The following is an 18990-nucleotide window of genomic DNA, read 5'->3' as shown; positions in this document are numbered from 1 at the left end:
TTGGATGGAAGGAGCGAGTCGAAATGATGCAAGAGTACGAATATGAGTTTGCTCAATTCATTTACTATACGCCGGGCCGTCTGGACAAACAAAGCCAATTATGGCCGGTGCGGGCGGGACGCAGCGTCGCCAAGCCTTCTTACCGGGTCGGACCGAAAAGAATCGAATGCTACAGCCTTCATTTTGTCCACGAAGGCAAGGTCAGGATCGAATGGGAGGGAAAATGGGCGGAGCTGCAAGAAGGCGATCTGTTCTGCTTGTTTCCGGGACGAACGTACGATTATCGGCAGCTGCCGTCGGCAGCGCCGCTTCGCATGAGTTGGCTCGCGCTCGACGGCGCAAGAGTCGGCTCGTTGTTAGAATTTGCGGGGATGACGCCGGATCGCCCCTTCCGGAGGAAAGCGGCCACGCCAAGCGTTGAAGCGACGGTCGGGCGCGCGCTCGAAGCGCTTTCCGCCGCCGAGCGCAGAAAGCCGTCCGAAGCGATGGCGCTGCAAGGCATGGTCTGCGAACTATTCGCCGGGTTGATCTCGGATACGGCGCCGGCCGACGACGAACAGCCGTCCGGCTGGATTCGCGAATGTCTTGATTTTATCGAGCTGCACGCGACTGAGGGCATATCCGTTCAGCAGGTCGCGGCACTCGCGGGCGTGCACCGCTCGTATTTTTCCGACGTATTCGCCGAACAAGTCGGCATGCCGCCGATGAAGTATATTCAGCGGATTCGCATGGAAAAAGCGACGCGCCTGCTGACGGAGACGGACGCGACGATCACGGAGGTGGCGCTGTCGCTCGGCTATCCGAATTTGTACGCGTTTACAAGGGCGTTCAAAGTCTACTACAAAGTCCCTCCGCTCTCGGTTCGTTCGGCAAGAAGCGGAACGTCCGCGGAACGATAAACGCAAAGGAGCTCGCGATAGATGAAGCTGACGGCTCTTCGAGGGCGGATCTCGCCCAGGTTGAACATGCAGGGAAAAATTTTTATCGCGTTCGCCCTGGTGACGCTGCTGTCGATCGTGTCCGTGGCCGGCATCGTCTACGTGAATATGCGCGAGACGATCAAGGAGAACGCGGTCACATCGGTGCTGGACAGCATCCGTCAAGCGGACGAATCGCTTAATATCATGCTGCAGGAGATCGATCGGCTGAACACCGTGGTCGTGACCAACAAGTATGCCGTCATCGACACGATCAGGAGTCCAAGCGAGGAGATCAGCTATGAATGGTTTCAGGAGCAGAAGCTGATTACCGGATTTTTGTCGGGGCTCATCGATTATAAACCTTACATTACGCGCATCGCCGTCGTGGGGCTGAACGGGAAGGTTTTTTTTTCGGGCAGTCCCTGGATCGACCGGACGGTTCTGGACACGCCGATGATGGACTATCTCCTGAGAAACGGCTCTCGTCACGCTTATTTTAAGCCGCAGGGGACGGCCGACGCCATTACCGTCGGGCGCGAGATCCGTTACGATCGCGAGGCGATCGGCGTCGTCATGGTGGATTTGAATTATGAATTTATCCAAAAAACGTACGCGGTGAAGCCGACTGCGGACAGTCTGCTGTACGTTCTGGACGGGCAGGACGAATTCGTCTACGCGACCGATTCGGCGCCTTCCTCCGCGCCTTCCAGCGAGACCTTGGTCGGCGTCAAGCGGCGATTCGCGGGAGCGGGAGATGCCGCGGAAATGAAAATCGACGGCAGAGCCTATATCGTCGTTCGCCGGCTATCCGCTTATACGGGATGGACGACGCTGGCGCTGATTCCGACGGATTCGCTGCTCAGCGAGTCTGCGAGAATCCGCAATCTGATGATCGAAGTGTCGGTCATCGTCTTTGCCGTCGTCCTGATCGGCTCGCTTCAGATGTCCGCCCGGACGACCATCAACATCAGGAGGCTGAAGTCGATGATGACCCGCGTCAAAGACGGCAATCTCTCTTTTCCCAAGATCGAGATCAGGTCCAAGGACGAAATCGGCGAGCTCTACCAGGTCTTTATCGGCATGGTGGAGGAGTTGAAGCGGCTGATGGAAGATATCCGGACGAGCGAGAAAAAGAAGCGCGAAGCGGAATTAACTGCGCTGCAGGCGCAAATCAGGCCTCATTTTCTCTATAATTCGCTCAACACCATCAAGTACTTGGCCAAGCTCAACGGGGTGCCCAATATCGAAGAGGCATCCGGCGCGCTGATCGAACTGATGCGCGGCGTGCTGGGCAATTCGAATGAATTTCTCCCGTTACGCGAGGAATTAAACTATGTGACCAGCTACGTCGCGCTCGAGAAATACAAATTCATGGAGCCGATCCGGCTGCAGGCGCAAATCGAGGACGAGGAATTGCTGGCGTGTCCGGTACTCAAGCTGATGATCCAACCGCTCGTGGAGAACGCGATCGTCCATGGGGTCGGTCCGTCCGGGGGCGTCGTTCTCGTTCGCGTCTATGCGGAGCAGGGAGACCTCAAGATCGAAGTGACCGACAACGGCAAAGGCATGACGAAGGAACGGATGGACATGCTCCTGGCGCGGCCGGACGATTCGGAGCAGCCTTCGCGATTTTCCGGTATGGGCGTGCGAAGCGTACACGAGCGGATCTTCCGGATGTACGGCGAACCGTACGGCGTGAAGCTGTACAGCGAGCCGGGGCTGTATACGACGGCGGAAGTTCGTTTTCCCCTGCTAAGAGAAGCGGATATCTCAATGAAGGAGGTGCGGTGAGCCATGTTCCGGGTGCTGCTTGTAGACGACGAGCCGTTGGTGCGCCATCATCTGACGACGCTGCTGGATTGGAACGAGGAAGGCTTCGAACTGTGCGGCGAAGCCCATAACGGCGTTGCGGCGCTGACGTCCATCGAACGCTCGGCGCCCCATATCGCGATCATCGACGTGAACATGCCGGAGATGAACGGCGTGACGCTCAATCGAATGATTAAAGAAAAGCATCCGTCCGTGCGGACGATCATGCTGAGCAGTTATGACGACTACGACTACGTAAGGGAATGCCTGAGGGACGGCGCCGTCGATTACCTGCTCAAGCATCGGTTGGACGACGCGTCGCTGCTGGCGATCTTGAACAAGGCCGCCCGGAAACGGCCGGACAATGAACGGCAGCCCGGGAACAAGGTCGCCGAAAAAACAACCGAGGACCGGGACGGCATCGCGCTCGTTCGCGATTCTCTCGCGGATTTGGCGAGAGGGAAGCCGGACGCCGCAGCGAATCTGGCGGCCGCGGCCGAGCGGAACGGGTTCTTCCGGGGAGCGGTCTGCTACGCGGCCGCAGCCGTGCAGATCGTGTCCTTCCGGCTGTCGACGGCGTCTTACAGCGACGTGCAGACGAATCGGCTTGCGCAGCAGGCCGTCGATATCGTGCAGCAAAGTCTGGGCGACATCCGCGAGCGGGCTGCGGCTTATGCAGAGGACGGGCGCATGATCGTTCTGTTCGCATTCGAGGAACGGAGCGAGCATGCGGCCGCCGGCGAGCTCGGCAGATCGCTTGCGAAGCTGCAGCACGGGCTCGAATTACTTCTCAATCTCAAATGCATAGCCGCGCCCGGTTATCTATGCGGCAGCCTATCGCAGTTCGGCGCCAGCTATGGCGCCGCGGTAAAAGCGCTCGACGCCTCGCCGTCCGCCGATCGGGAGAGCCTGTTCAATGAGCGCGTCTCGCTGACGATCGAAGAGCAGAAGGAGCTCTTGCTCGCGATCGAGCGAATGGACAAGGAAGGTATGCACCGGCTGCTGTCCGCCGTGTTTTCTTCGGTTCGCGGACGGCCCGTCCATTCCCAGACGGTGCAGATGATCGTCAGCGAGCTCTTGCAGACCGGCGACAAAGCCTTCAAGAAATGGATGCCGACGGTATCGTCCGAAGCGGCCGAGAACGAGCTGCCGCCTCGCGCCGCTCTTGGGAAAATCGCGGAGATCGGCGAGCTGGAGCTGTGGCTCCAGTCTTATTATGCCGGGCTGCTCAAGCTGCTGAAGCAACAGCGCGCGAGCGGTCCATACTCCCGGCACGTATCGCAGGCTGTCGAGCTGATTCTCGAGAAATATCAGGGCTACATCACGCTGGAGCTGGCGGCTGGCGCGATCGGCCTCAATCCGTCGTATTTGAGCCGGATTTTCAAGGAAGAGACGCGCGCGACCTTTTCCGAATATTTGAACCGGGTTCGCATCGACGTCAGCTGCAAGCTGCTGGAGAGCGGACGGTATTCGATCAAGCAGATCAGCACGCAGGCGGGCTTCGCCAGCTACAATTACTTTTTCAAAGTATTCAAGGAATTGAAGGGCATGACGCCGCAAGCCTACTTGAACGGGGAGCGAGACGTCAAATAAGTGGAGTAAATAGTCATAATATTGCAATGGGCACCGTTTGAAGGGCGGCTAAAATGAAAACACGCCGGTAAAACGCTTACAACGTCGGTTCGGTGAAAACACACAAAGCGGAGGTCATAGTTGTATGCGTAAAAACTGGAAAAGCTGCGCGATCGGCACGGTGGTCGCTTCCAGTCTGGTGCTTGCGGGATGCAGTTCGAATTCCGGCTCCGATGGGGGAGCGGCGTCCGCCGCTTCGTCCGGCAATGCCGTAAAGGCGAGCGGATTCCCGATCGTGGACCAGCCGATCAAGCTGAAGATGTTCACCCGGACCGCTCCCGTGAACGGACCGTTCAAGGACATGCCCGTATTTCAGGATTACGAGAAAATGAGCAACGTTCAGGTGGAGTTCACCGAAGCGCCGACGGACGGCTTCCAGGAGAAGAAAAACCTGCTCTTCGCGTCCAACGAGCTTCCCGACGCCTTGTACCGCTCGGGACTCTCGCAGCTTGAAGCGACGCGGTACGGAGCCGCCGGACAGCTGATACCTCTAGAGGATCTGCTCGATCGATACGCGCCGAACCTGAAGCAGCTGATGGAGCAATATCCGGAGATTCGCGCGGGCATCACGACGCCGGAAGGCCATATTTACGCCATTCCCGCCATCGTCACCCTGGACGCGGCCCGCACGGACAAAAAATGGATCAATCAGGCTTGGCTGAACAAGCTGAATTTGAAAATACCGGAGACGACGGACGATTTGTATAACGTGCTGGTCGCCTTCAGAGATCAGGATCCGAACGGAAACGGCAAAAAAGACGAGCTGCCGATGACCGCCCGCGCTCCGGTAGCCGGACAGGGGCTGCCGATCGTCGCGATGATGAGCGGCTCGTTCGGCCTGGATTTGCAGTTCGGCTACAACATTAACCTGGAGAACGACAAGGTTGAAATTTGGATGGGCAACGACCGGAACAAAGAGATGCTCATGTATCTGAATAAGCTTTATAAAGAAAAGCTGCTCGATCCCGAGATGTTTTCCCAGAAAGAAGCGGACTATTTGGCTAAGCAAGGAACGGGCAACACCGGCTTTTTCTTCGATCAGACGAATAACAACTTCTTGACGATCCAAGATCAGTATACCGGCATCGCTCCGCTGAAAGGTCCGCACGGCGATCAACTGCAAAGTCAGGGCGCGCCGGTCGCGCGCGACTTCGGCGCATTCGCCATCACCTCCGTCAACAAATATCCCGATGTGACGATGCGCTGGATCGATTACTTCTACAGCGACGAAGGATCCACGCTGCTGCGATTCGGCAGGGAAGGCGAGAATTACGAAGTGAAGGACGGCATTCCTTACTACACCCAAGCCTTCCTCGATTCGGGCAACCAATCGAAAATCACGCCGTACGCAGGCGGCGGCGCCCCGCACATCATCAGCGAAAAGGTCGCCTCCTTCATCGATCCGCCGCAGGTGCAGGAAGCGCAGAAAAAGCTCGATCCGTACATGCCGAAGGTCCGCTACGCATCGCCGATGTTCGACGAGGAGACGGCGCAGAAGGTCAACATCCTGCGCAATGATCTCGACAAGTACTACGAGGAACAGAGCACGAAGTTCATCGCTGGCGCGCTGAGCTTCGACAAGTGGGACGAATTCCAGACGACGCTGAAGAAGCTGAAGGTCGACGAGCTGCAGCAGATCTATCAGGACGCTTACGACAAGATGGCAAAGTAAAATCGGTTTCGGCCAGCCTTGAAAAAGCGAACGGAACGAATCGGGAGCCCTCTCTTTGGACGAACTTGCCCGCAAGACGAAGTCCAAAGAGAGTCATCCCCCCGCTCAGGATAGGAGTAGATACGCATGGAGAGCGCACAAGCCAAGGCGGTCGCGGCGGCGCCCGATCGCCGCAAGCGACAGGGCGGCGGCCTGTTGAGACGGATGGCCAAACGGTATGATCTGTATCTGATGCTCCTGTTGCCGATCGCCTGGTATTTGATTTTTAACTACGGACCGTTGTACGGATTGCAGATCGCGTTCAAAAATTTCAACCCGGGCAAGGGCATCGGCGGCAGCGAATGGGTAGGCTTCGAGCATTTTAGGCGGTTTTTCGAATCGTATTACTTTAAGAGATTGCTGTGGAATACGTTGTCCATCAACCTGTTCTCCTTGCTGATCGCGTTTCCGGTGCCGATCCTGCTGGCGCTGATCGTGAACGAGCTTCGCAGCAAGTCCTTCGGCAAGTGGCTCCAGAACATTACGTTTATCCCGCATTTCATGTCGGTCGTCGTCATCGTCGGCATCCTCTCGGTCTTTCTGTCCCCCAATACCGGACCGGTCAACAAGCTGATCGAGTGGTTCGGCGGAGAGCCTGTCCGCTTCATGGAGTCCGCAGGCTGGTTCAAGACGATCTTCATCAGTTCGAATATTTGGCAGAACATGGGCTGGCAGTCGATCATCTATATCGCGGCGCTCAGCGGCGTCAATCCGCAGCTGTACGAGGCGGCGAAAATGGATGGCGCATCGCGCCTGCGGCGCATCTGGCATGTATCCCTGCCGGGAATTGTGCCGGTCATCGTTATACTGCTTATCTTGGATATCGGCCATTTCATGGACGTCGGATTCGAAAAAATACTGCTCATGCAGAACAACCTGAATCTCGAATCGAGCGACGTCATCTCGACGTTCGTCTACACGACGGGCATCCTCAAAGGGGAGTACAGCTATACGGCCGCGATCGGGCTGTTCAACTCGCTGATCAACCTGACGCTCCTGCTGTTCGTGAACCGGTTCGCGCGCAAGACGGCGGAGACGAGTCTATGGTAAAAGGAGGAAACTCGCGATGGCCAAGCAAACGACCGTAAAAAGCGCGTCGGACGGCCGCGTATTCGATGTTGTCGTAAACGTCCTCGCCGTGCTGATCATCCTCGTCGTGCTGTATCCGCTCATCTTCGTCGTCAGCGCTTCGTTCAGCGATCCGGCAAAGGTGCTCGGCGGGCAGGTGTGGCTGCTGCCCAAAGGCTTGACGTTGGCCGCCTACGAGAACATCCTGCACAACGGGAAAATCTGGACGGGCTACCGCAATACGATTTTTTACGCTACGGTCGGCACGCTCGTCAATATGATCATGACCATTCTGGCGGCCTATCCGCTGTCGAGGCCGGATCTGCCGGGGCGCAAGCTGCTGATGGTGATCGTCACGCTTACGATGTTTTTCAGCGGAGGCCTCATCCCTACTTATATGCTGGTCAAAAATTTGCACATGGTCGATACGGTATGGGCGCTGATCGTGCCCGGCGCGATCGCCACGTACAATCTGATCGTCATGCGAACCTACTTTCAGGCCAGCATTCCCTGGGAGCTGCAGGAGGCCGCCCACATGGACGGCTGCTCCAACTGGCGGCTGCTGTGGAATATCATCCTGCCGTTATCCAAGCCGATTTTGGCGGTCATGGTGCTCTTTTACGCGGTCGGCCACTGGAACTCGTTTTTTAACGCGCTCATCTATATTCGCCGGGAATCGCTCTACCCGCTGCAGCTCGTGCTGCGCGAGATTTTGATGATCAGCCAAAGCGACGCGGTCGACGCAAGCGTCGGGATCGAGGACAAGATCCTGCTCGCGGAGAGCATCAAGTACGCGGTCATCATCGTATCCAGCCTGCCGGTGCTGGTCATGTACCCATTTGTCCAACGGCATTTCGTCAAGGGCGTCATGATCGGCTCGATCAAAGGCTGAAGCATCGTTCAACCATTACGAATTGCGGATGGAGGCCCACATTGAAAACGAACGCCACGATATCGATCGACTGCGGCCGCGCGAGCGGTCATGCGATTAACCCTTATTTGTTCGGACATTTCGTAGAGGATATACGCGATCATATGGACGCGATGCTCGCGTTCCCCCTGAAGGATATGGACTTCGAGAGCGAGGCGGAAGGAAAACGGGCGGTCTCCGGCGTCTGGGACGTCTACTCGAACGGCAAAAACACGCGGTACGCGCTCGAAGCGCCGGCCCCGAAGCATTCGGGACGCGCCCAGCGCATCGCGCTGCTGAGCGACGACGAGGCGTATGCCGGCATCGCGCAGAAGACCGCGCTGAAGGGACCGATGGGATACGCGGTCAAGCTGGTGGCGCGCGCTTCCGTCGAGCTGCGCTACCTGCTCGTCGAGGCGGTCGACCGTCGCACGGATGAGGCGCTCGGCAGCGTCCGCATCGACCTGATCAGCCATAACTGGCGGGAATACGCGGCGCGGCTGCCGATCTCGCGCGACTGCGCCGACGCGGAGATTCGGGTGTACGTACCGGCCTCGCATCCGAGATGGGTCGACCACGTGTCGACCGGCATGCTGTGGATCGATCACGTGTCGCTGCTCCCCGAGGACAGCGTTGGCATCGTGAAGCGGGAGGTCGTGGAGATGACGCGAGACCTCAACGCGGGGATGATGCGGCTTGCGGGCAATTACATCAGCGCCTATCACTGGGAGCATGGCGTCGGCCCCGTACTTGAGCGGCCCGTGATGTACAACGAGGCTTGGGGCGGTTGGACGAGCAAGTATTTCGGCACCGACGAGTTCATCGGCTTCTGCAGAGCGCTTCAGGTAGAGCCGCTCATCTGCGTGAACGACGGATCGGGCACGCCGGAGGAAGCTGCGCAGTGGGTCGAATACTGCAACGGCGGGATCGATACCCCGATGGGCGCCCTGCGGGCAGCCAACGGCTATCCCGAGCCGTACCGTGTCCGCTATTGGGAGATCGGCAACGAAGTATGGGGGCAGTGGCAGGTCGGCACCTGCTCCGCCAAACGATTCGGCGAGCGCTGCGTTGCCTTCGCGCAAGCGATGAAGGCAGCGGACCCCGCTGTAACGCTGCTGGCCTGCGGGCATACCGAGCAGGACTGGAACCGGGCCGTGCTCGATATCGCAGGCGAGCACATCGACTTTTTGACGCTGCATCTGTACCACGGCTACGGACGCTTCGGCATGAACCGGGAGACGCCGGCCGACGAGCGGTACAAGGCGATGGCGGCCTTTTCCGAATGGACGCGGGCGGATATCCGGGAGACCGCGGCGCAGATCGCCGCGAAGCCGGAGCATGGGCATATCAAGCTGGCGATTACCGAATACAACACGATGTATTATCCGAATACGATCCGCAAAGGATTGCCCGAGGAGCACACGCTCGGCGCGGCGGTCGCCAATGCCGCCAATCTGAACGAGATGCTGCGCGCCGGCGATCTGGTGCAGATCGGCAGCTTCTCCGACCTCGTGAACGGCTGGCTCGGCGGCTGCATCCGCGTCGGCGACCATTATGCGGATCAATACTGCGGCAAGGAGGCTGGCTGGAGCGGGCTTCCCCTGACCGTATACGGCACCCCGACGTACGAAGCGATGAAGCTGTATGCGAGCAGCGACATCCGTCGCATGCTGCCGGTCGATACGGCCTGCGGCAGCTTCTCCGTCCAATCTCCCAAGCCGGCGCCGTTCGCGCTGGATGCGCTGCCGGACTTGGACGTCGCGGCCTGCGTGAACGAGGACGGCACCCTCGTCACCGTATTTGTCGTGAATCGCAGCCTGGAGGAAGTCAAAACCGAGCTTCGTCTCGATGGCTTCGCGGCTTCTGACGCGACGGCGCTGCACGAGATCACCGGCGATTCGCCGGACGAGATCAACTCCGTGTTCGAGCCGGCGAAGATCGCGTGCACGACCCGGGTCGTATCCGCCGCCGAATGGCGGAGCGGATACCCGCTGCGTCCGTCGTCGATCTATGCGATCGAGATCGCTGCCAAGGCGAATAAGGGAGATGCCGTATGACGACCAAATCGTACATCAAGGATTATCCGAGGCCGCAGTTCGTGCGCGACAACTGGTTGAACCTGAACGGCGAGTGGGACTTCCGCTTCGACGACGCCGATGCGGGAGAGCGGGAGAAATGGCAGGACAAGCTCGGCGGCACGCACAAGATTCAGGTGCCGTTCGCGTACGAGACGCAGGCGAGCGGGATCGGCGAGGAAGCGTTCCATCCGTACGTGTGGTACAGCCGATCCGTGGATATCCCGAAGGAGGCCGAGGGCAAGCGGGTGCTGCTGCACTTCCAGGCCGTCGACTATATCGCCAAAGTATGGGTGAACGGGGCGATGGCGGGCAGCCACCAGGGAGGCTATGGGGCTTTTTGCTTCGATATCACGCCTTATCTGGTGTTCGGAGCCGACAATAACGTTACGGTCAAGGCTGAGGACAGCGACAGCTGCACGCAGCCGCGGGGCAAGCAGCGCTGGACGAAGGACAACTTTGAATGCTTTTATGTCCAGACGACCGGCATCTGGCAGACGGTATGGCTGGAGTACGCGGCGGAGCGGCGGCTGGAGACCGTCAAGATTACGCCGGACATCGACCGCAACAGCGTCCGTTTCGACTACGAGTTGTCCGGGACCGGCGCGGGCGGAGATCTGCTGCTCGAAGCGGAGATTACGCGCGAGGGCAAGCTTGTGAAGCGGGTCGGCCTGCAGGCCGATCGTCCGTGTCTCTCGGTCGAGGTCGAGCTCGTGCACGAAGCGAACGGTCCGTGGAAAAAAAGCTGGTGGTCGCCGGAGCACCCGAATTTATACGACGTCGAATTCGTGCTCTATGCGGGCGGCGCGGAGGTGGATCGCGTCGGCTCTTACTTCGGCATGCGCAAAATCTCGATCGAGAAAAACAAGGTGCTGCTGAACAACGTGCCGCTCTATCAGCGCCTGATTCTCGATCAGGGCTATTGGACGGAGAGCCACCTGACTCCGCCGAGCGAAGAAGCGCTCATCGAGGACATCGACAAGGTGATGGAGATGGGCTACAACGGCGTGCGCAAACATATGAAGATCGAAGATGCCCGCTTTCTTTATTGGTGCGACGTGAAGGGGCTGCTCGTATGGTCCGAGATGGCGGCGACGTTCGAGTACCGCGACCGGGCCGTCGAGACATTTTCAAAGGAATGGCTGGAGATCGTCCGTCAGCAGTACAATCATCCGAGCATCGTCGCATGGGTGCCGTTCAACGAATCGTGGGGCATTTCGTCCGTTCTCCGCGACCGCAGCCAGCAGAAGTTCACCGAGGGTATCTACCATCTGACCAAAGCGATCGATCCGAACCGTCCGGTCATCACGAACGACGGCTGGGAGCATACGGTGTCGGACATTTTGACGCTGCACGACTACGTCGAGACAGGGGACGGATTGCTGAAGCGCTATGCGGATCTCGAGGCGGTCGCCAGCAACGATACGACGTGCAACCGGTGGAAGTATGCTTTCGCCGAAGGGTACGGCTACAAGGGGCAGCCGATCATGATCACCGAGTTCGGCGGCATCGCGTTCCAATCGGAAACGGGCTGGGGCTACGGCCATCAAGTCGACTCGGACGAGGCGTTCATCGAGCGCTTCGAGGGGCTGACCCGCGCGATCCGCAGCGTGGAAGGCATATGCGGTTACTGCTATACGCAGGTGACCGACGTCCAGCAGGAGATTAACGGCTTGCTGACCGAGGACCGCAAGCCCAAGATTCCGCTGGAACGGATCAGGGAGATTAATTTATCGTAGGATGAGAAAAAGCCGATGCCGGGGTTGTCCGGGATCGGCTTTTTCGGTTGGTTCGGAAGAAAGATGCGCGAGTTCAAGGCGCGGCCCGCTACTCCGCCCTGAGCCGCTCGATGTCGAGGAAGTCGTGCTCCTGGCTGTAGGCGGGCACGCCGTGAATGCCGACGTCGAGGCCGACGAGCTCTTCGTCGCGGGAGACTCGCACGGGCCGCCAAGCGTTGATAAGCTTGAGGGCGCCCCAGGTGAGCGCGAAGCCCCAGACGGCGACGACGGCGAGGCCGAGCGCTTGAACGCCGAGCAGCTTCCAGCCGCCGCCGTAGAACAGGCCTGCATTCGCGGACAGGCTCGGCGCGGCGAACAGTCCGACGGCGAGCGTGCCGATGCTCCCGCATATGCCGTGGACGGCGAAGGCGCCTACCGGGTCGTCGACGCGCCGCCCCTCCAGCCACTCGGTCGCCAGCACCATCGCGATACCGCTGACCGCTCCGATCAGGATGGCGGCGCCGTCCGACACGAAGGCGCAGCCGGCCGTAATGCCGACAAGGCCGGCGAGCGCGCCGTTAATGACGGTAGGCGGATCCGCTTTTTGATAGCGCAGGATCGTGAACAGAATGCAGGCCGCGCAGCCGGCGGCTGAGGCGAGCATCGTCGTCACGGCGATATGGCCGATGTTCGGGTTGGTCGCGCTGAGCGTGCTTCCCGAATTGAAGCCGAACCAGCCGAACCAGAGGATGAAGGCGCCCACGCTGGCCAGCGGAAGGTTGGAAGGCGGGACGATGTTGACCCGCCCGTCTTCGGCGAACCTGCCGATGCGCGGGCCGAGGAACAAAGCGGCTGCCAGCGCGGCGAAGCCGCCGAGGGCGTGGATCGCCGCCGATCCCGCGAAATCGACCATGCCGAGCTTGGCGAGCCAGCCGCCGGCGGACCAGATCCAGTGTCCGGAGATCGGATAGATGAGTCCGGTCATCACGATCGTATAGACGATGTACGCGCGGAAGTGAATGCGCTCGGCGACCGCGCCGGACACGATGGAGATGACGGCGATGACGAAGGCACATTGGAAAAGCCAGAAGGTGTCGGTCGAAATGTTCAGGCTGAGGTGGGAGAGGTCCCCCTTCATCAAAAAGCCGGACCAGCCGATCAAGCCGCCCTTATCGGTCCCGTACATGAGCGCGAAGCCGACGACGTAAAACAACAAGGCGCCGAAGGAGATGTCCACGAACACCTTCATAATGATGCTTACCGCGTTTTTTTGCCGGACGAAGCCCGCTTCGAGCAGCGCGAAGCCGCCTTCCATCAATAAGATCATCGCGGCAGTCAATACGACCCAGATCGTATCGACGCCGCTGGAGAGTGTCTCCAACGTCATTCTTTTTCCCCCGAAATGATTCGATTTTTTGTCGATTGCTCACAAGCCGAATAAAAATACGACCAAATTATATATTTATAAGTCATATATGTCAACAAAACATGTTATGAAAAATGACATATAAAAAGGTCCGGGTGACGACTCCGTCCCGAGACCGAGGCAAGTTCCATCCCGCGCCGCTATGGAAGCGTTCCGACTTTCCTTTATAATGTAACCAGCAGAACCCATTCGTACAGAAAAACGGAGGAACCCCTATGCAGCAGTCCGTGCTTCACCGCATTTTTTGGGGATTTATTCTGATCGGCGGCGGCCTGATCTTCTTATTGAATCAGAGCGGGGTCATCGAAGTGGACATCGGTTATCTATTTTCGAACTACTGGCCCGTCTTGATGATTTTCTTTGGACTTCAAGGCATGCTGCTGCAACGGAGGAACGGCTTCGGCTGGAACTCGATCGTCGTGATGATGGGCCTTTTTTTCCTGGGACGCAACCTGGGCTGGCTCCATTGGGAGCTGGGCGATTTGATCCGCTTCGCCATTCCGGCCGCGCTTATCATTGCAGGTCTCAACATGGTGTTCAGAGGAAGCGGTTGCGGACGGAAGAACAAAAAGTGGGAAGAGAGCGGATGGAACCAAGTGACGCCGCCGCCCGCCCCGAATTCGTTCGAAGCGCCGCTGCCCCCGCCCCCTCCGCCGCAGCCTTATGACAGCCCGAATGCGTTTGCGGAAGATCCCGCTCGGGATGATCGGCATACGGAAGAAGCACGCGAGGGAGACGCGGATGAGGGCCGACCGCGGGATCGAGGCTGGGATCCGGCCGATCGCATCGGTCAGCGCATGGAGCGGCGTCAGGAACGTCTGGACAATTTTAACTCGCGCATGCAGGAGAGGGTCGAACGGATTCACGCCAAGCAGCGCGAGCATCACGATCGTCGCCGCGCCAAGGTGCAGGAGCGTCATGCGAGGCACGGACATTTCGATCACGATGGCTATGGTTCGGGCGGCGAGTCCGAGCGGATGTGGAAGGAATACCATCGGCCGCCCGGCCACTCGCCGCGGGGATCCCGGATCGACCACAGCCGATTCATCGGCGACGTGCATATCGGACAGGAGATGTGGGAGCTTCAGCCGATGAGCATCTCGCATTTTATCGGGGACACGACGATCGATTTGACCCGCGCCCACATTCCGGTCGGCGAGACCCGTATATACGTGTCCGCGTTCATCGGGGACGTCAAGGCGTACGTGCCCGGTGATCACAGCGTCGGCATTCGCGTCGTCTCGAGCTGCCTGATCGGCGACGTGAAGGTGCTGGAGCAGAAGCGCGGAGGCGTGTTCAACCAAATGTCGGCGGAGACGCCCGGTTTTCAGGATACGGACAAACAAGTGGTGCTGATCGTCAGTTGCTTCATCGGCGACGTGCGCGTGACGAAGGTGGGATAACAACCGATGCCGAAGCTGCTTCGCAACATTAAGTGGGAGTGGGCATTCTATGCGGCGATTTCGGGTGCCGTCGTGCTGGCCGTCATCTACGGCCTGTGGCGGCCTCACATCGAGGCGCTGCCGGCGGGCCCGGCGATCTACAGGCTCATTCCGCTGCTGATTGCAGTGCGGATCGTCAGCGCCTACTTCCGGGGCCGGAGATACCAGAGCCGGATCGACGCGCTTCAGGAAGCGCTCAAGCAGTCGGCCGCCGGCAATTGGGAGGCGAGGCTCCCGGAGGAGCGTACCGATGCTTTTGCCGGTGCGTACCGCGAGTTCAACCGGCTGCAGCAGGGGCTGGCCGAACGGCTTCGTCTGCTGCAGCAGCTGGGTGAAAAGGAAGTGATGGGCAAGGCGGCCACCGTGGAGGAAGCGGTGCTCGAGGAGCGCAGGCGGCTGGCCAGAGACCTTCACGACACGGTAAGCCAGCAGCTGTTCGCAATCCATATGAGCGCTTCGGCGCTGCCGGCTCTCGTGGACAAAAATCCGGAGCATGCGGGCCGCGTCATGCAGCAGCTCATCGAAATGTCCAAGGCCGCGCAGCGCCAGATGCGCGGTCTGATCGCGCAACTGCGGCCGTTGGAGCTGCAAGGCAGGACTTTGCCGGAGGCGCTCGACCGCTGGTTCCCGGATTACTGCCGGCAAAACGGCATGCAGGGCACGCTGGACGTGCGCGTGTCCGCCGCGCTGCCGCCCGCCATGGAGCACCAGCTGTTTCTGATCATTCAGGAGGCGATGGCCAACGTTATGAAGCATTCTGGCGCAGATGAGGTGAGGCTCGTGCTGGGAGAGACGGACAGACAGGTGCTGCTGTCGATCGACGACGACGGCGAAGGGTTCAGCGCGGATCAGGTCAAGGCGGGCTCGTACGGGCTGACGACGATGCGCGAGCGCGCGATCCAGCTCGGCGGCGACGTCGAGATCGCGACCAAGCCCGGCTCCGGTACGCGAATCAAGGTCGGGTTGCCCAAGTTCGCCCAAGCGATCGAAGGAAACGGAAGGGGATAATCGGAAATGAGCGGATTAAGCGCGATGCAGAGCCCGAGCGGCGTATTGATCGTAGACGATCACGAGATGGTGAGGGCCGGCATCCGGACATATCTGATGCTGGACGACCGGTTCGAGGTGATCGGAGAGGCCGCGGGCGGTCAGGAAGCGATAGACCGGCTCGACGCGGGCGCTTTTGGCGGCCGTGTCCCCCAGCTTGTGCTGATGGATCTCATGATGCCCGGCATGGACGGCGTCGAGTCGACCCGCGCGATGCTGGCCAAGTATCCGCATGTACGGATCATTATACTGACCAGCTTCCTGGAGGACGACAAGATCGTAGCGGCGATTGAGGCGGGTGCCGTCAGCTACGTGCTCAAAACGGTGTCGGCGGACGAGCTCGTATACGCGATGCAGGGTGCGCTGCGTGGAATGCCGGTCATGAGCGGTGACGTATCGCAGGCATTGACCCGGGGCCTTCGACGGCGGACGGCGCAGGACGAGGACGAAGGCTTGACGGAGCGCGAACGGGAGGTGCTGCTGCTCATCGCCGAGGGCAAGTCCAATAAGGAGATCGGGGACGAGCTGCATATCAGCATCAAAACGGTAAAGACGCACGTCAGCAACCTGCTGATGAAATGCGAGCTTGAGGATCGGACGCAGCTGGCCATATTTGCGCACCGCAAAGGATGGGTCAAGGCGTAGGCGAAACGCTGAAAACGAGGAGAGCGTATCGATTCGGCGGAATAACGATGCGCCGCATTCTTATTTGAAGCATGGCCGATCGCAATGCCGGAACGACGATGCAGTATGGCGATGCCAGTAAGGTTTAGCTTGCCGGTCAACCGGGCATTCTATGGCTAAAAAGGCGGAATCCTCATGCAGCAGCTGTCATCGCGACTTGCCTCGACGCAGGTCGCTTACATTCAGGCGCAGGAAGGCCTAGACGATCTCGGCTTTAACTTGGGAGGCAACTGGGATTACAAGACCGGTTCGCTCGACCGGGCGCTCGACAGGGAACACAAGGTATGGCTGCGGCTCCCTTTTGAGGTCGAGCGCGGCGAGCTCGACGCGGAAGCGGAGAAGACCGACGCCATCATCCGGTTCGGCCAACCCTATGTCCTGAGGCACGAATACGAGGAAGGCTTGGATCAGGACGCGCAGCCGCGCACGCTGGGCGGTTTTTTCGACCAGTTCGCCGCGCCATCGAATCCCGACGCCGAGATCGAGGATTCATGGATACGCGAAGCGGAGAGAGTGCTAGAGCAGGCGGAGAAAGTATTTTTAAACTAAAGGCCTTCAACCGGATTTACTACGCGATCATCCGCTGGCGCGATGCGGATATCCAAGCGGCAGCCCTCCGCCGAGACGGAGGGCGTTTCTCTTTTTTTAACTTTTTTAATATTGATTCAGTTCACTTTAAGATTGTTTTAAGGTAAGTAGGCGAATATGTAGTCAAGAAGAACAACGGCCGCAGGCGCTGACGCCACGGCGACATGGGAGGAATTGAACATGGACGATCAGAACAAAAAGCCGGAAGACAATCTCTTCGGGTTCCGATATGGCAACGAACGCGAAGAGAACGGTGAGGCGGGAAATGCGAAAGGGCCGGAATTCCGGTATGCGGACCAAGCGGACGCACGCGAGGAAGGGCATAGCGAAGTGGCTTCCGGATCGGATACGCCGGAATCCGGGTATGCGGCTTCTAATGATTCCGGGTACACGACTCCGAGAGAAGAAGAAACCCGTTTCACCTACGGTCCTTTCGGCTCCGATCGTGAACGCAGCACGTCCTACGGTTCAGCTTACGATAGCGGCATCGGCAGCGGCGCGAGCGAGCGTCCGGCGACGCCGGCGGTCCAGCCGGCGGACAGGGAGTACCGGCCGTTCACCGTATCCGGCAACGGCAGGAACTGGGAGGCCTCCAAGCCGCCGCGCAGATCCTCGCTCCGGTCGGTATTCGCTTCGTTCATGGCTGGCGTGGTCGTCGTCGGCGGATTGATGTTCGCGGCCGACCGCGGCGACTGGTTCAGCTCCAAGGCAGCCGCGCCGGCATCCGCTGCGGTATCGACGTCCAGTGACAACGGCGGCGCCAAGACGGTAGCCAATGTCACCGATACGGTCCGGCCAAACAACATCTCCAAGATTTTCGAACAGGCCAGCCCGGCGGTCGTCAAAATCGAGACTTACGTCAAGGCTTCCAGCCGCAGCAGCTCCGGCAACAGCTGGATGGACGACAATCCGCTGTTCCGCCAGTTTTTCGGCGATGATTATGGTGACGGCTCCGGCGGCAACGGCAGCAACGGCGGCAACGGCGGCAACGGCAGCGGCAATGGATCGGACGGCAGCGGATCGCTGCAGGAGGAAGGCATGGGCTCGGGCTTCATTTTCGACTCCACGGGCTATATCCTGACCAACCAGCACGTTATCGCCGACGCAGACGAGATCAAAGTTACCGTTACCGGCCATCAGGAGCCTTATACGGCTAAGCTGCTCGGCTCGAGCTACGATCTGGACCTCGCGGTTCTGAAGATCGAAGGCACCGACTTCCCGACGCTTAAGCTAGGCGATTCCGGCGCTTCCAACATGGGCGACTGGGTCGTGGCGATCGGCAATCCTTACGGCTTCGATCACACGGTCACCGTCGGCGTGCTGAGCTCCAACGAGCGCGAGATCAGCATTCAGGACACGGATGGCACGCGCAATTACGAACATCTGCTGCAGACCGACGCTTCGATCAATCCCGGCAACTCCGGCGGTCCGCTGATTAACCTCAACGGCGAAGTCATCGGCATCAACACCGCGGTTAGCTCGCAAGCGCAAGGCATCGGTTTCGCAATCCCGACGAGTACGATCACCGAAGTGTTGGATAGCCTGAAATCCAACACCAAGATTCCGGCGAAGCCGTCTCCGTTCATCGGCGCGACGCTGCAGGATATCAGCAGCTCCGCTGCACGTCAGCTCGGATTGTCCAGCACGGACGGCTCGCTCGTCAACAGCATTCTGTACAACTCGCCGGCTTACAAAGCGGATCTGCGCCAATATGACGTCATCCTCGGCATGGACGGCACGACGTACAAGACAAAGGAAGAACTGATCGCCGCGATCCAGAAAAAAGCCGTAGGCGACAAGGCTGTGCTGAACGTTTATCGCGACGGCAAGAAGATCGACCTGACGCTGACGATCGGCAACAAGAGCGATTTCGAGGATCAATCGACGCAGCAGCAACAGCAACAACAATAAGCTTTTCTGATACAATAGCGTTAGCGGGGCAGTCGCCGAGACTGCCCCA

The 18990-nt window shown here is 59.2% G+C and carries 14 protein-coding genes; 13 read left to right on the top strand and 1 reads right to left on the bottom strand.

Features of this window, described 5'->3' with window-relative positions; all coding sequences use genetic code 11:
• The first annotated feature begins 26 nt into the window (after positions 1–26).
• From ACFSR7_RS12130 to ACFSR7_RS12095, 8 genes are all read left to right on the top strand, one after another.
• Positions 27–899 (top strand): helix-turn-helix domain-containing protein, encoded by an 873-nt coding sequence (locus ACFSR7_RS12130; protein WP_378161908.1) that lies wholly within the window; start codon positions 27–29, stop codon positions 897–899.
• Positions 900–920: 21 nt separating this feature from the next.
• Positions 921–2711, top strand: coding sequence for a sensor histidine kinase (locus ACFSR7_RS12125; RefSeq protein ID WP_378161796.1), 1791 nt, complete (start codon positions 921–923; stop codon positions 2709–2711).
• A 3-nt stretch (positions 2712–2714) separates the two neighbouring features.
• Complete coding sequence (locus ACFSR7_RS12120; RefSeq protein WP_378161794.1) at positions 2715–4322, top strand: response regulator transcription factor; 1608 nt, start codon at positions 2715–2717, stop codon at positions 4320–4322.
• 124 nt (positions 4323–4446) lie between these two features.
• Positions 4447–6033, top strand: a complete 1587-nt coding sequence (locus tag ACFSR7_RS12115; RefSeq protein ID WP_378161793.1) for an extracellular solute-binding protein — start codon at positions 4447–4449, stop codon at positions 6031–6033.
• A gap of 126 nt (positions 6034–6159) precedes the next feature.
• Positions 6160–7122 carry an ABC transporter permease gene (locus ACFSR7_RS12110; protein ID WP_378161791.1) on the top strand — a complete coding sequence of 321 codons (963 nt, stop codon included), beginning with the start codon at positions 6160–6162 and terminating at the stop codon, positions 7120–7122.
• Between the two features lie 16 nt (positions 7123–7138).
• Entirely contained in the window at positions 7139–8032 is an 894-nt protein-coding gene (locus ACFSR7_RS12105; protein WP_378161789.1) for a carbohydrate ABC transporter permease, read from the top strand.
• A gap of 41 nt (positions 8033–8073) precedes the next feature.
• Complete coding sequence (locus ACFSR7_RS12100) at positions 8074–10107, top strand: alpha-L-arabinofuranosidase C-terminal domain-containing protein (protein ID WP_378161787.1); 2034 nt, start codon at positions 8074–8076, stop codon at positions 10105–10107.
• Positions 10104–11864: a glycoside hydrolase family 2 protein gene (locus ACFSR7_RS12095; protein ID WP_378161785.1), complete on the top strand. Its 1761-nt coding sequence runs from the start codon at positions 10104–10106 to the stop codon at positions 11862–11864. The genes ACFSR7_RS12100 and ACFSR7_RS12095 overlap by 4 nt, the downstream gene beginning before the upstream one ends.
• 88 nt (positions 11865–11952) lie before the next feature.
• Here ACFSR7_RS12095 and ACFSR7_RS12090 read toward each other — a convergent pair whose 3' ends face one another.
• Entirely contained in the window at positions 11953–13230 is a 1278-nt protein-coding gene (locus tag ACFSR7_RS12090) for an ammonium transporter (RefSeq protein ID WP_378161783.1), read from the bottom strand.
• A gap of 254 nt (positions 13231–13484) precedes the next feature.
• Between ACFSR7_RS12090 and liaF the strand changes: the two genes are divergently transcribed.
• From liaF to ACFSR7_RS12065, 5 genes are all read left to right on the top strand, one after another.
• Positions 13485–14672, top strand: a complete 1188-nt coding sequence (gene liaF, locus ACFSR7_RS12085; RefSeq protein WP_378161781.1) for a cell wall-active antibiotics response protein LiaF — start codon at positions 13485–13487, stop codon at positions 14670–14672.
• Positions 14673–14678: 6 nt separating this feature from the next.
• The gene (locus ACFSR7_RS12080) at positions 14679–15719 is read left to right on the top strand and encodes a sensor histidine kinase (RefSeq protein ID WP_378161780.1); all 1041 of its coding nucleotides are present in this window, start codon (positions 14679–14681) and stop codon (positions 15717–15719) included.
• Between the two features lie 6 nt (positions 15720–15725).
• Positions 15726–16403 (top strand): response regulator, encoded by a 678-nt coding sequence (locus ACFSR7_RS12075; protein ID WP_378161778.1) that lies wholly within the window; start codon positions 15726–15728, stop codon positions 16401–16403.
• A gap of 174 nt (positions 16404–16577) precedes the next feature.
• A complete protein-coding gene (locus ACFSR7_RS12070; protein ID WP_378161776.1) occupies positions 16578–16991 on the top strand; it encodes a YugN family protein in 414 nt (137 codons plus the stop codon).
• Between the two features lie 219 nt (positions 16992–17210).
• Positions 17211–18941 carry a S1C family serine protease gene (locus ACFSR7_RS12065; RefSeq protein ID WP_378161774.1) on the top strand — a complete coding sequence of 577 codons (1731 nt, stop codon included), beginning with the start codon at positions 17211–17213 and terminating at the stop codon, positions 18939–18941.
• Positions 18942–18990 lie beyond the last annotated feature (49 nt).

The organism is Cohnella sp. GCM10020058, from assembly GCF_042683485.1.
In the GTDB taxonomy this organism is placed as follows: domain Bacteria; phylum Bacillota; class Bacilli; order Paenibacillales; family Paenibacillaceae; genus Cohnella.
The sequence above is the reverse complement of the archived record's forward strand: the minus strand, read 5'-3'. Positions and strand labels throughout refer to the sequence as shown.